Consider the following 13,722-nt stretch of genomic DNA (forward strand, 5'->3'; position numbering starts at 1 on the left):
CTAAAATATTCTTGCTTTAGCCCAACTCTATAAGCGAATTTGGGCTGAAGCCCTCTTTTCGCGGCTCATTATTCCGTTGGTTAAAACCAACGGCAATGAAGTTTTATTTATGCTCATCTACCGGGTGTTCGTGTCTCCACGAACACGGAGAAATAAATATCAAATTAAAGTGAAACTCCTCTTTTCCATGGGATAAAATCATCCTGACCGTGGCGTACAGCGTGAACTTCAATTTCGCCGCTGGCTACTTTTACCACATAATCCAGGATGCGTTCGCCCGCCTGCTCAATGGTTTCGTCACCTTCTACAATAGTACCGGTATTGATATCAATAATATCGCTCATTCGGTTAAATAATGCAGTATTAGTGGCGATTTTTACAACCGGAGCTATTGGATTGCCGGTTGGCGTACCCAAACCGGTAGTAAACAATACGATATTAGCGCCCGACCCAACCTCGGCCGTGGTCGATTCCACGTCGTTACCCGGGGTACACAACAGGTTTAGCCCCGGCTGTGTTACTTTTTCGGGATAATCCAATACATCAGCTACCGGTGATGTACCTCCTTTTTTGGCTGCCCCGGCAGATTTGATGGCGTCAGTGATCAGGCCATCCTTAATATTACCCGGCGACGGGTTCATGTAAAAACCAGAACCGGCCTCTTCGGCCCGTTGGCTGTAGGTACGTACCAGATCGGCAAAGCGCTCGGCTTTAGTTTTCTCCAAACAACGATCAATCAGGTTTTGTTCAACCCCGCAAAGCTCAGGGAACTCGGCTAAAATAACCGAACCGCCCATGGCCACCAACAAATCAGAAGTATAACCAATAGCCGGGTTTGCCGAAATACCGGAGAAGCCATCCGACCCCCCGCACTCCAAACCGATGGTCAGTTTACTTAAAGGAGCCGGTTTACGGGTATATTGGTTAGCCTGCATCAAACCGGCAAGTGTTTGCCTGATAGCCAGCTCCATTAAATCGGCTTCTTTACCTGTTTTCTGCTGATCTAAAATGTAAAGTGGTTTGTTAAACTCCGGCGAGCGTTTATTGATCTCCTCCTGTAGTGTTTTTACTTCGGCATTCTGACAGCCAAGACTTAACACTGTTGCACCTGCAACGTTAGGGTGCGTAATATACCCGGCCAGCAAACCGCAAAGCGCAGTTGAATCCTGTCGGGTACCCCCGCAACCGCCTGTATGCGTTAGAAATTTAATCCCATCAACATTAGGGAAAACTTTATTACCGGCGTTTTGAGCGGTGTCGCTACCTATTTCGGTGTATAAAACCTCATCTATCTCGGCGCCTGCTTTGATCTTACCGATCAACTCCTGCGCTTTGATCTCATATGTTTTTTTGCGGCCATAACCCAAAGGTTTTACCAGGGCCTCCTGCAATACTTCAATGTTACGGTTTTCGCAAAAAACCATCGGTACAACCAGCCAATAATTCGCTGTGCCCACGCTGCCATCTCCGCGGTGATAGCCGTTGAATGTTTTGCCTTCCCATTTACTGATATCAGGCCTGTGCCAATCAGTATGGCTTTGGCCTGTTAAAAAGCTGTTTGCCGCATGTTTTGCATTGGCGGTACTAAGCAGCCCGCCTACCGGGATCAGGCTTTGCGCTTTGCCTACCAATACGCCATACATGATGATTTCGCCACCTTCGGGAATCTCGACCATAGCGAATTTATGCTTTGCCGGGATCAACTCTTTTACTATATAAGTTTCACCTTTGTAAGTAACCTGCTCGTTAGCCTGCAAATCGGTTAGTGCTACAAGCACATTATCGGCAGGGTGCACTTTTAATATATTCTGTTTCATCTGTCCTCCTATTTAAATATCGCTTATTTCCAGTTTTCCCTGTTCGTTAATAAGCTTAAACTGTGCTGTCACTGCTTCTGTAAAGCCTGGTAACGTTGTCAGATCGGTATCCCAAAGGCTTTTATTTTTAAGGATAGCTGCAATCGCTGTTTCTGCATCAGCGCCGTTCCATGCTTTGCTTAAATTAGGTGCCTGGTCGTCGGTTACCGCGTAATTATCCGAATGTGCTGTTCCGGTATATTTACCATCAGCCGTCTCGGTAATCTGCATAAAGCGGATAAAAGCTGCAAAACCAAGAGCCATCATTTGAGGCGCCTTATTATTTTGTTTGTAATAGTTCAATAATAACGGAATAACCCGCATTTTAATTTTAGTAGCGTACTGCACCGAAATGCTCAGCCACTCGTGCCTGATGTTGGGGTTGCGGAACCTGTCGAGCACCTTGTTACCAAAATCACGGGCTACATCTTCATCAATCTGGTATGGGATAGATGGCATGATTTCAGTAAACATCAGTTGGGTGATGAATTTTGTGAAATGCGCATCGTCCATGGCTTCCTTAACTGTTTTAAAGCCTGAAAGATAAGCTACGGCGCAACTCAAGGTGTGCGTACCATTAAGCAGGCGGAGTTTCAATTCCCTGAACAGTTCAATATCAGGCGTAATTACAACACCGTTATCAGCCTGGGCAAAAGATAGCACTTCGGCTATTTTCTCATCGCACTGGATAGCCCAAAGACTATAGGTTTCGGACATGATGCTGAGGTTATCGGTATAACCGCGCTCGGTTTCCATGGCGTCACTTAATTGCTGATCCGGCCTGCCGGGCACAATCCTGTCCACCAGCGAATTGCAGAAACTATTGCTGCTCTCCAGCCAGTCCATAAAAGCTGGCTCCAGTTTATTTAAATGGGCAAGCTCTAAAACAATGGCTTCCAGTTTTTTACCGTTATCAATAATCAGTTCCGTTGGGATAATCACCAAACCGGTATCCGCTCTGCCGTTGAAAGCCCTGTAACGCTCATATAAAATAGCCAGCAGTTTGCCTGGGAATGATGCCGGCGGATGTTTACGTACATCTTCCTTTACCAACTGGATCCCAACTTCTGTGGTGTTTGAAATCACCACCTGTAAATTTTTGCTTCGTGCTATCTCCAGGATCTCTTCCCACTCGCTTGAGGCCGAAAGCACCCGGCTGATCGCCGAACAGATTACCTGCTCATTAACTTCTTCGCCGTTTTCAATGCCTTTTGAATAAATGGTGTACAAACCATCCTGCATATCGAAATCCGTTGTCGAACCTTTGTCGGTGGATTTAACAACCGCAACCCTGCCGTTGAAGATTCCGGCACGGTTAGCCTTGTCGATAAAGTAATCGGGCAAGCCACGCAACAGTACGCCGGTACCAAATTGCAGCACCTTTTCGGGCAGGTCAAATACATTGACAGGAGGTAATTCTGCTGCCGGCACTGTTGTTTTGTTCAGGTTATATCTTGATAATATCATGTTCTTTTGAATTGTAATAAGTTACTATTTTTTTGTTTGAGGAATTTGCTTCACCAACCAGCCTACCAAATCGTTGGCTGCTTTAAAGTTGTCATAGTCGGCCGGCAGCTTTCGGCCATCTGTATATTCGTTATAAAACCAGGGGTCGCCAACGGCAAACACAGTGCCTTTACCATATTTGGCGGTAGCTACGATGATGTCTTTGCCGTTAGTTAACCGCGGTACAGCGGGCTTGATTAGCTGCAGGGTACTCAACTCTTTGATATAAATCTTACGCGCTGTTTTAAAGATGGAATTATCCGAAGGGATGTTTATAGCTCCCTGCTCAAAATTGCGGCCGACCACCCTGTTAACACTATTTAGGTTAAAGCTGATACCAAACTTGGCCATTAGCTTGTTCAGATGTACAAATTCGGCATTACCGGTATCGTTATTTAAAACCACCAGTACGCCGCCATTTTTCACCCAATTACTGATGGCTTTAATATGTGGTTCTTCGATATATTTAGCGTCCAGGTTTTCTTTAGGAATATCAGGATCAACAATAATATAAGCTGCCGCTTTTTTCAGATTGACATCATCAGGCGCCTCACTTAAAGTTTTGGTATGTAATCCGTAATTATTAAAGATCCGTCCAAAAAGCGAAAATCCGTTATTATCCTGTTCCTCCCACTTGTAGTGGAACGGGATACTTTTACCGGTAATATCCTTATGGTATTCGTTATTAAAATAACTATCTAAAAGTACGGTTTTGCCTTTACCTGCATTCAGATTGGCTAAACGTTCCATCTCTACACTGGCCAGCATAAATGAACCAACACCTTTGGTTTCGTTGGAGACAGTCTTTACACCGGTATAGTATTCGTAACTGCCATCGCGATAAGGTTCGCCGCCTACGCCTACAGCACCTGCCGTGCCTTTCAGGTTTACATGTCCATCGGCATCGGTTTCAATAAAGTTTTTGATGATGCCATCATAAGCTTTTCGGGCAGCAGGCAAATATTTTTGAGGCAGATAGCCTTCCCTTACACCTTTAGCCAACGTATACACAAACATGCACGAAGCCGATGCTTCCAGGTAATTACCCTTCTTGCTGCCTTTATCAAGCACCTGGTACCACAAACCAGAGCCTTCATCCTGACTGCCTTGTATAGCTACAGCACGGCGTTTTAAAATGGCAACGAGCGCTGCACGTTTAGGATGATTGGCCGGGAAATAGGGTAACACATCAACCAGTGCCATAGCATACCAACCATCGGCACGGGCCCATAAACTGGCCGAAAGACCGGTTTGCGGGTTAGCCCAGCGTTCTTTTTTGCTCTGATCCCAGGCATGATACAACAAACCTGTTTTAGCATCGCGCGCATGCTGCTCCATCCAAATAAACTGATCGGCTATCTGGTCAAAATCCGCATCCTCATGGTAAAGGGAAGCATATTCGGCATAAAAAGGCTCGGCCATGTATAAGCCATCGAGCCACATTTGGTTAGTGTATCTTTTTTTATGCCAGAAACCGCCTTCAGGAGTTTTTGGCTGTTCGTCCAGCTGTCTGCGAAGTAATGAAGCAGCTTTGTAGTATTTTTCAGTACCTAATACCTGGTGTAGAAATAACAGGCTCCGGCCTGATAAAATATTATCCAACGTATAATCTTTGGCTTTATAGGTACGGATGGATCCATCTGCCCCCACATACCTGTCCATCGATTTCTGGATGTAAGTAAAATATTCACTCCGGGCCGATTGCTGCCAAACGCTTTGCAGCCCTTGTAACACAATCCCCTGGTCGTACGACCAGTTAGTGCCCGGCAGCGAATCTGCCCAGATATGCATAACCGTGTTAGCCATCCGCTGTGACCATGGCAGCGTTTGCGCCCTGAGCCCCAGGCCCGCGAACAGGGAAGCACATAACAATAATATTTTCTTCATTATACAGCTCATTTTATTGACATTACATCCCAGTTATCACTCCCGGCAAGAACATTATTCAATGTATATTTTTTCATTTCGGCCTCAGTTAATTGGTGCGACCATGGCGCACGTTTGCTGATATTGGTGCCGCTGCTTTTATATTCGGCAAAAAAGGCGGTCTTTTCATTTTCCGGGTTACGCCAGTTATCCCAGCCCTGGGCGCAGATGTAGCTTCCCATTGTTGTATTGATAAAAACAGATCTGGCGTATGGCCGCCAGGGCCTGCCCAGGTAAACCTTTGTTACAGAGGTATCAGCTGCTTCAAGCCGGCAGTTTAAAAACACAAAACCAAATCGCTGTCGCGGTGTAGTTGCGGGAGCTGTAATAAAAGAGTTTCGGAGACTTTTGATCACACAGTTTTGGAAAACCGCAGTGGCTTCGCCGAAAATAAAATCGGTTGTACCTTCCATATAACAGTCTTTATAAAACTGGCGGCTGTTTTCGGTACCGGCATAAAGCGTATCCTGGTTGCCAAGCAGCCGGCAATTGATTATGGCACACCTGTCGCCCTCAACATGTAAAGCCACGGCCTGTCCTACGGGGCCTGCGGCATTTGCTATGGTTAAATTCCGGGAGATAAAATCGTTACCCTGCACCAAAACCGTGTACGAAGTATAGGTTGTAAACTCGGCTTTTCCGAAGGCATCCTTACCCTGCGGGTTTGCTTTGCCCGAGAAATCGCTGTTGGTGATGATGGTTTTATTTTGATCGTCACCTATCAGTTCTATATTACATTTCCAGGAGGGGATTACCAGTTTTTCGTGGTATACTCCGGCTTTTATGTAAATGCTAACCCTTTGCTGCGACAGGTCACGAACAGCGTTTACGGCCTGCTGAATGGTTTTGAAATCGCCACTACCATCCAGTGCTACGGTAAAACGCTTTGGATATACAACCGCCTGCGCCAGCAATAGTGCCGGAGCAAAAACAATCCATATCAATAGCGCCGCTCTCTTCATTAATTTGAACCGGTTATTGCATTTTTGGTTGCTCCTGAAGCAAACTCAGCTTTGTTCTTAGCCTTGGCGGCATCGGTATTCAGTAATTTTATTTGCTGCGACTTTTTACCGCTGACCTTAAACAACAACTCTGTATTGCCATAGGTAATATGATCAAACGTAAGGCTGCTGCTGTTTTGAACATTGATAAGTGGGTTGGTTTCTTTACTTTCGAGATGGATATTTTTCAGGAAGATGTTCTGTGCTTCTATTACATCTGCTCCTTTAACAGTTTTGAAAGTACTGTTTTCTATATGGATGTCCTTAATCCCCATCTCGGGTAGCCCCCGGATCATGAGCGCTTTTTCGGCGCCGTTACACACTACATTGTTTACATAAAACTTGCGAAATGAAGGTGTGGCTTCGGTTACCGGCACAACAGCCCGGTCATTTATATCATCCGCTTCGCCGGGCGATTTGCCTCCGTAGTACATATCAAAAAGAATAGCCTCATGAAGGATATCTTTCATGGCAATATCCTTAATAAAGATATTTTCAACTACGCCGCCCCTGCCGCGTGTAGTTTTAAAACGCAAACCAATATCCGTACCGATGAATGTACAGTTTGATACGAAAATATTACGCGCCCCTCCCGACATTTCACTTCCTATCACAAAACCGCCATGGGCACGGTAAACCACGTTATTCCGTACAATTACATTTTCAGTGGGCTTACCGCGTTTGCGGCCTTCTTCATCCCGGCCCGATTTAATACAGATGCCATCATCGCCGGCGTCAAAAGTGCTGCCTTCAATTAACACATTCCGGCATGATTCTACGTCGATTCCGTCACCGTTCTGGGCATTCCAGGGATTCCTGACCCTTGCGTTCTGTACGGTAAGGTCTTCGCATAGTAAAGTATGAATATTCCATGCGGGCGAATTTTGAAGGGTAACGCCCTGTAGCAATACTTTTTTACAATTGGTAAGTACCAGCATATTTGGCCTGAAAAAGTCCTTAAAAGGTTCGTTATCCTTTATGGTTTTTCCATTGCCAACAACACCTGCCCCAGCTGCTTTAAGTCCGTTAACATAACTTTCAGAAGGGTACCATGACCTGCCATTTTCGCTCACTACGCCTCCCGATGCTACCAGTTTTTTCCATTCAGCTTCAGTAAGCCTGTCTTTGCTGATGGCCCGCCAAACCTCGCCGTGCCCATCAATGATCCCTTCGCCGGTGATGGCGATATTGGTAAGGTTGGTGCCGGATATCGGCGATTCATTACGCACAGCGGCATGGCCTTCATAATTACCTTCAACCAGTTTATATTGCGTTTTATCATCAGTAAACTGGAGCAGCGCCGCCCGGCTTACATGGAGGTTTACATTACTCTTCATCACCAGCGGCCCGGTTAGCCACAAGCCTTGTGGAATAAGCACTACCCCGCCCCCTTTGGCGCTGCAGGCGCTTATTGCTTTATTGATACTTGTTGTATTTAACGTAATGCCATCAGCTTTGGCGCCATATTTTAAAATGTTGATGGTATCCTTTTTAAATACAGGTTTATTTACCTGCGGCAAATGTTGCCAGGAATACTGCTGACACTGTACCCGCGATGTGAAGCAACCCGCCAAAAGCAAAACCGCTATCCCTATCCTTGTTTTTACTACCGACATGTTTTTATTTTAAAACAGCTATTTATCGCCCTATAATTGGTGAGGGAACATTAAATCCTAAACAAGATTAAAGGCTGACGGCAATAAAAAAAAGGATTTGCCCAACAAAAACCGCGCAAACGTTCCCAGAAACGTTTGCGTAAGTTTTAGCGGCTAAAAAGAGAGACCGGATTTCGTCAGTTAAACTCAAAGCAACGCCGGTTTATGGTGATTTTATTTGATACCGCGCAATTACGAAGCCGACCAGTGCACCATATCATAAGGATAATTCGGATGGTTAGCGTAACCGCTATCATCAAGTCCCATTATCTTAGTTACCGCTCCCGCCTCCCAGCTCCAGTAACCTTTATATGAGCTTTCTTTTTTGTGGTTTTCATACCATGAATCGTCTTTATGCAACCTGTACCATTTGTCGAGGTAAAGTTTCATTTCGCGCTCCGCATCGGCTTTAGGCATTTTTGTTAAATCATAAATATCCCTGTAAGCTTCGGTGATAAGCGTATCCGGCTGCGGGCCGCTCCCCGGCTTTTTGGTGTTAATGATATACCATAATAAGGCATCCGGTGTCCAGGTTGGGTAACTGGAACCACTATCCGACTGGCGGATATAATTAATAACCGGCTCGTATACCTCATCAGGTACATTCAGTAAGCTGCCTAAGGCTACCATATCAATCATATCGGCATAAAACGCGTCGGCATCCCAGCCTTCGCCATAGTATCCGGCAGCTGCTATATATTCATTATAACACAGGCTGATATCATTCCCGAAAGAATAGTTTAAATAAACCAGGTCAAGATGTTCCATAGCAAGCACCCAGTTGTTTATCGGGCGAAACTTTTCCTGTTGTTTTAAGGTGACATTTTGTTCCTGGTACATTTTTATTATCGACTGCTTCTTATCAAACATTTTTTTAAAGAAAGCAACGTCTTTATATTCTGCTCTTAACTGCGTTTCGGGTGTTGCCGTGGTTCCACCTCCGCCAAATAATTTATCAAAAAAACCCATTTTATAAGCTGTTTAAATTTATGAGAACCATCCTGCAATTGATTTACCAATGCCGCTTCCGGCCAGGCCTCCTATAACCCCGCCAACAATACCACCAACTACCGTACCAACCCCGGGGCATATAGCAGTACCTATCATTGCACCTATTTCGGCACCTGCTATACCTCCGGCAAGGCCACCGGCAGCACCGCCTACCGCTTCTTTTGTTTTTTTGCCAAAACCGCCCTCTTCTTCATACGCCGAATAGATACTTACTGCATCAAGGGCGATACCAACAACTATAAGCCCCCGGCCGGCAACTTTGCCAGCCACACTTAAAGCAGGAGAACGTGCAATTGCCTGGCTTGCCTTAAACAGGCCGTCATTTGCGCCAGTGGCAATTCTGCTATTACGTACCGCCTGCGAAAAATTAGATTCGGACAAGGCTGTAAGAGGTTTTGAATTGAGCATGGACGACCTTACACCATTCATAAAATTGCCGGCCCTGCTGGTTTTTATCTCCAGGGCCTCACTTTGCCCGCGGGTAGCTTTAAAGCCGTTGGAGTTTATAGTTTCTGACTGCATGGATCCGTCGGGCTTAACTCTGATCACCTCGCGGTTCAGGCTGCCATCTGTATTTGCCAGTCTAACCCCTGCTTCGTCTGCCGGGTTTATCGCCCCGTTATTGTCGATGTGATTTCGCGTCCATCGCTCACTTAACTCGCGGCCGGTTGTCGTATTTTGTATCGATGCTGTATTGTATTTACCGTCTGTAATTTTATACCCATTATCTTTGGCGTAAGCCCCATCAATACCCGAAGCCGTAGGTTTATCAATGTCAATTACAGGGTGCTCACTTCTTACATCTCGAAAACCTTCCTGCCGATGATAAACGTTGTCCTTCATCTCCCCGTAATTACCATGCCTGCGGTAATCACTTTCGCTGTTGCTCCGTACCAGGCTTATCTTGCCGTTTTCAACATCATAAATGGTACCGCGCTGTAATATATCAAGGGTGTTGGTGTACGAACCATAGTTGAACGTTCCGGCGCCAGCACCCGTAACAAGCGCCCCGGCTGTGCTCATACCGCCTGGCGCATTAAAGTCAACACTTATTTTGCCGCCTTGTTTGCATAACAGGTTCGCATCTTCAAATAATAATTTGTAGCCGTTAACCTTAACACCTTTATTGGTCTTGTCCCAGTAAATAGGATCAAATTTGCAGCTGCCACCCGTTACCGAACACCTGCCCATGGGCAAAATATTTTCACCCGGCACCATGTCGGCCTCACTGGCCAGGAACTCACCATAAATTTTCGTGTTGTTATGATGCGTTACCTTTAACCGCACAGGAGCCGACCCTTTATCGCACTTAAGGCAGCTATTGTTTGGAATATATTTTTTTGACATCGGATATTACTTTTTGTGAGTACTAAACCTTCAGCCTTATACATGCAGTACACTGTTGCTCAACTCGTTCTTATCAACGCGTTCCTTCGGAAGCTCATGCTGTTCAATCCGCCTGCATTGATGTGCCGTTACAACAGTATAAAATGAGGGCACATGTAATTGCAAAAACAAATCGGCCTCCTGTAGTATGTTGTTTTCAAATTTGTAAATCTCTTCCATCTCGGTCTGCAGGTCAACCTTCAGGTTATAGGTATTTGTAAGGTCCTTTAGCATCCTCACTAAAACAGGTCTTTCAAACCTTTCTTCGTCAACCTCGGCTTCGTTAGTTATGGTTACGGTGTTGCCATGTTGTTCGGTAAAACTGTAGATGACGAGCGGCAGGTCAATTGTGCCGAAAAAACCTTTCAGTATCAGGGAAGAGCTTTCATTGGCTTGCCATTCCCTGTAAAAAGGTTGAAAAAAGCACCGGTAATGGCTGTATCCCATAAATGATTGCAGAAAGCGTTTAGGATCCTGCAGCAATTTATCTGTTTCGGACAGCATTACATCGATACCATCCTGCTGACGATATTTTTTGGCAATTTTTGACCGGAAGCCCTGCTGCCAGCAATTAGCGATACTATTAAAATTATTGATGCCGATAAATTTCCCTTCCAGATCTGTTATGATCTGTACCGGCGACTGGAACCATTCCATATCTGCTGCCCATTCATGGATCAGCGCCGAACCATCCATATTTTGATCAAGCAGGGTATATTCATAAACCCGTTGCTTATCGTCATGGCTAATGAGTTTTATTTCAATCCACCTGTCCTGCACAAACTCAAGTACTTTTGTGCCAATTATGGTACGGTTGGATGAGCTAAGCTGGTACCATGAACTTTGAGCTGTATTTACCGGTAATATATTCATGATCATGATTGGTTAATTTCAACATCGCCTGCTATAATATGCGCCAGACTGCCGCCGTTGAGATGCATTTTGTCGGTCGAGCTGATCTCGGCCGATTTGCTACTTGATGAAAGTTTGCCGGCCGCAGCATCAAAAGTGATGTCTTTGGCTGATGCAGAGAGTTTGATGCTTTCGGTTTCGCTGGTAAAGGCGATATCTTTTTTCGCATTTGTAGTGATACCTTCATCCTGTGCCGCTACCGCTATCGATTTTTTGGCTGTAACATTGATAACACCATCCCCCCCGCCTTCTTTAGCCGGTGATGATGTTATATTAATGCTATTGCCCGCATTAATGTTTATATCTTTTGATACCAGCGTTAAGGTGTTTGGCGCATAAATGGTTACCGTACCGTCGCCATTAAGGGTTACCACGTTACCGCTGGGATCTTTAACGTTAATGCTGCCATTGCTATCGTCCAGTATCACGGTGTTGCCGCTTCGGGTAGTAAGCGCTTTGGTTTTATTGGTTTGACTGCCGCCTGTGCCTGTTTTACCACTAAACATGCTGCCAATAATAACCGGGCGGGCAATATTACCCTCCTCAAATGCCACCAGCACCTGGTCGCCAACTTCGGGGATAAAAACAAAGCCTCGGTTCTTGCTTACTTTATCCGAGCTGCCGGCATCAGGAGAAACTACCCTGAGCCACTCGGTAACATCATTCGCGGTACATTGCCATTTAAATTTTACTTTAACGCGGCCATGCCCATCCGGGTCGGCATTGTCGGTAACATCGGCCAGCTGCATATCCGGGTTTGGCTTTTCGGCTTCAGCAACCGGGATACGCTCCGTATCGGCAGTAACGCCTTCAAACGTATTTTGGTAATGGCCAATACCGTCGATCTGGTGATAAACCGCCGTAACCAGGAACTTGCCAAAATCCTGCAATTCAAAAGCCCCTGTACCCCTTACACTCATGCTTACATTAAGTATTTTGCCCAGGCCCACCATGGGGTTGTCGCAATTGCCTACTATGGTAACCAATTCGGATATCAGCGCTTTTTGCTGGTTATTAACAAAATCATCTATTTCTTTTTTGTTATTTACCCTAACAGCCAATGGTTCATTATAAACTTTGCTGAAAACTTTGTTTGACGCGCTGATGGCATGCGAAAGGTCCGGCGTGCTGCCCGAAGAGCCTTGCGGCTCTGACGAAAGCAGTTCATCCTGCCTGGGGTTGTAAGCAAATTTATTATGCTTTAAAGGCGCTATCTGCATTGCATATTGCAGGCTGTGCAGATCACGACCGTAAATTAGAGCAACCTCCTCCAGTTTATCGGGCTTGCCAAAATTCAGTTTAGCACCATCGTAATAAAACCATTCATAATACTCGGCCGAAAGACGGTTGATAAACTCAAAATCGCTTTCACGATATTGAATGATATAATCAATAGGCGAAGTATTGGTTGGCTTGATATTGAGGTTCAGATCGTTTGCTGGTGCATCCTGGGTAGCTAACTGAATAATGCTGCTCAGGCTTTTGTTAAGATACGAGCCGAGGTCGGGACCCCGGTCAATCAGGATGGTCGGACTAAAGCCGCTCACCAGGATATCGCCATGAAACCCATGGCTTTGCGAAAGCTCTACCTTGGTAACAATACCGCTAAATTTATTTTCGCCGCTATCGGCTGTGCCAAATTGCACGGTAATGTTTTTGCCAATAAAGTCCTTTGAGTTTTCGAGCGTAACAGCGTTGTACTCTTCAACCATATCATGGTTAAACCTGAGCTGAAAAGTATGATGCTCATTAAAACGCTGGTCAAGGTTAAAGGTAGAGAAATGGGTGATCTGGGTACCTTCAATATTGATATCTACTTTTAGTTTCTTTTCCATAATTCGGCTATAAAATCCATTAACCTTTAACAGGCCATGGGCTGTAGTAACTTATAATTTTATATTGCCCGTTAACTTTTCCAAAAACAAACCCGTACGATGTTTCCCTGCCATTTTTTTGCTCATATTGTTGCTGCAACTCGTAAAGCTTACTGCCTTTATCTGTAACTTTTGCAATAACTTTATAATAATTTTCGTCGGTAGCGGCGTCAATTTCCGACAGATCGTCTTCGGTACTTTTGGGTATAAGACGAAGCACGTCAGCACTCAATATAGCAGGCTCATACTGTGGATATTCTGCCCCGCTCACCAGTCCCTCAGCAGGGTTAATCGTAGCAGATCGTAAATCTTCGTTCGACCATTGGGGTGTTGTTTGCAACGGAAAGTAAAACATGGCGGCCAGCTGCTTTTTATTTTTTTGCAGGGCAGCAGCTTTAAACTGTTTCAGGCAGGCCCTGAACAACTGCTCATCCGTAAGGGCCGACTTATGCACAGTTCGGGAGGCCGACTTAGCTATGGTCTTGACAGTATCAGCAACCGGAGCTTTAGGGCTACCGCTGCAGCCAACAGCCGAACCTGCCAACCCGGTAGCAAGCAGTAATAATACCATATGTTTATTAATCCTGTTCATTGG

At 45.3% G+C, this 13,722-nt stretch carries 10 protein-coding genes; all 10 read right to left on the bottom strand.

Annotated elements, in window-relative coordinates; all coding sequences use genetic code 11:
- Positions 1-164: 164 nt before the first annotated feature.
- The gene (locus BLS28_RS21835) at positions 165-1,817 is read right to left on the bottom strand and encodes a UxaA family hydrolase (RefSeq protein WP_091172350.1); all 1,653 of its coding nucleotides are present in this window, start codon (positions 1,815-1,817) and stop codon (positions 165-167) included.
- A 12-nt stretch (positions 1,818-1,829) separates the two neighbouring features.
- Positions 1,830-3,323, bottom strand: a complete 1,494-nt coding sequence (locus BLS28_RS21840; protein ID WP_091172352.1) for a tagaturonate reductase — start codon at positions 3,321-3,323, stop codon at positions 1,830-1,832.
- A 24-nt stretch (positions 3,324-3,347) separates the two neighbouring features.
- Positions 3,348-5,249 (bottom strand): glycoside hydrolase family 88 protein, encoded by a 1,902-nt coding sequence (locus BLS28_RS21845; RefSeq protein ID WP_091172664.1) that lies wholly within the window; start codon positions 5,247-5,249, stop codon positions 3,348-3,350.
- Positions 5,250-5,257: 8 nt separating this feature from the next.
- Positions 5,258-6,250: a pectinesterase family protein gene (locus BLS28_RS21850; RefSeq protein WP_091172354.1), complete on the bottom strand. Its 993-nt coding sequence runs from the start codon at positions 6,248-6,250 to the stop codon at positions 5,258-5,260.
- A complete protein-coding gene (locus BLS28_RS21855) occupies positions 6,250-7,905 on the bottom strand; it encodes a glycoside hydrolase family 28 protein (protein ID WP_091172356.1) in 1,656 nt (551 codons plus the stop codon). The genes BLS28_RS21850 and BLS28_RS21855 overlap by 1 nt, the downstream gene beginning before the upstream one ends.
- A 231-nt stretch (positions 7,906-8,136) precedes the next feature.
- Positions 8,137-8,913, bottom strand: coding sequence for a PoNe immunity protein domain-containing protein (locus BLS28_RS21860; RefSeq protein WP_091172358.1), 777 nt, complete (start codon positions 8,911-8,913; stop codon positions 8,137-8,139).
- Positions 8,914-8,931: 18 nt separating this feature from the next.
- The gene (locus BLS28_RS21865) at positions 8,932-10,302 is read right to left on the bottom strand and encodes a PAAR-like protein (protein WP_091172361.1); all 1,371 of its coding nucleotides are present in this window, start codon (positions 10,300-10,302) and stop codon (positions 8,932-8,934) included.
- A gap of 36 nt (positions 10,303-10,338) precedes the next feature.
- Positions 10,339-11,214 (bottom strand): hypothetical protein, encoded by an 876-nt coding sequence (locus BLS28_RS21870; protein ID WP_143020842.1) that lies wholly within the window; start codon positions 11,212-11,214, stop codon positions 10,339-10,341.
- A 2-nt stretch (positions 11,215-11,216) separates the two neighbouring features.
- The gene (locus BLS28_RS21875) at positions 11,217-13,088 is read right to left on the bottom strand and encodes a type VI secretion system Vgr family protein (RefSeq protein ID WP_091172365.1); all 1,872 of its coding nucleotides are present in this window, start codon (positions 13,086-13,088) and stop codon (positions 11,217-11,219) included.
- Between the two features lie 19 nt (positions 13,089-13,107).
- Positions 13,108-13,719 (bottom strand): hypothetical protein, encoded by a 612-nt coding sequence (locus BLS28_RS21880; RefSeq protein ID WP_091172368.1) that lies wholly within the window; start codon positions 13,717-13,719, stop codon positions 13,108-13,110.
- Positions 13,720-13,722: the final 3 nt, after the last annotated feature.

The sequence above is a fragment of the Mucilaginibacter gossypii genome, from assembly GCF_900100945.1.
GTDB classification, from domain to species: Bacteria; Bacteroidota; Bacteroidia; order Sphingobacteriales; family Sphingobacteriaceae; genus Mucilaginibacter; species Mucilaginibacter gossypii.

Bases quoted from the DNA above. Each gene is read 5' to 3' on its own strand.
- BLS28_RS21835 (WP_091172350.1), bottom strand. From the start codon at position 1,817: ATGAAACAGAATATATTAAAAGTGCACCCTGCCGATAATGTGCTTGTA.
- BLS28_RS21840 (WP_091172352.1), bottom strand. From the start codon at position 3,323: ATGATATTATCAAGATATAACCTGAACAAAACAACAGTGCCGGCAGCA.
- BLS28_RS21845 (WP_091172664.1), bottom strand. From the start codon at position 5,249: ATGAAGAAAATATTATTGTTATGTGCTTCCCTGTTCGCGGGCCTGGGG.
- BLS28_RS21850 (WP_091172354.1), bottom strand. From the start codon at position 6,250: ATGAAGAGAGCGGCGCTATTGATATGGATTGTTTTTGCTCCGGCACTA.
- BLS28_RS21855 (WP_091172356.1), bottom strand. From the start codon at position 7,905: ATGTCGGTAGTAAAAACAAGGATAGGGATAGCGGTTTTGCTTTTGGCG.
- BLS28_RS21860 (WP_091172358.1), bottom strand. From the start codon at position 8,913: ATGGGTTTTTTTGATAAATTATTTGGCGGAGGTGGAACCACGGCAACA.
- BLS28_RS21865 (WP_091172361.1), bottom strand. From the start codon at position 10,302: ATGTCAAAAAAATATATTCCAAACAATAGCTGCCTTAAGTGCGATAAA.
- BLS28_RS21870 (WP_143020842.1), bottom strand. From the start codon at position 11,214: ATGAATATATTACCGGTAAATACAGCTCAAAGTTCATGGTACCAGCTT.
- BLS28_RS21875 (WP_091172365.1), bottom strand. From the start codon at position 13,088: ATGGAAAAGAAACTAAAAGTAGATATCAATATTGAAGGTACCCAGATC.
- BLS28_RS21880 (WP_091172368.1), bottom strand. From the start codon at position 13,719: ATGAACAGGATTAATAAACATATGGTATTATTACTGCTTGCTACCGGG.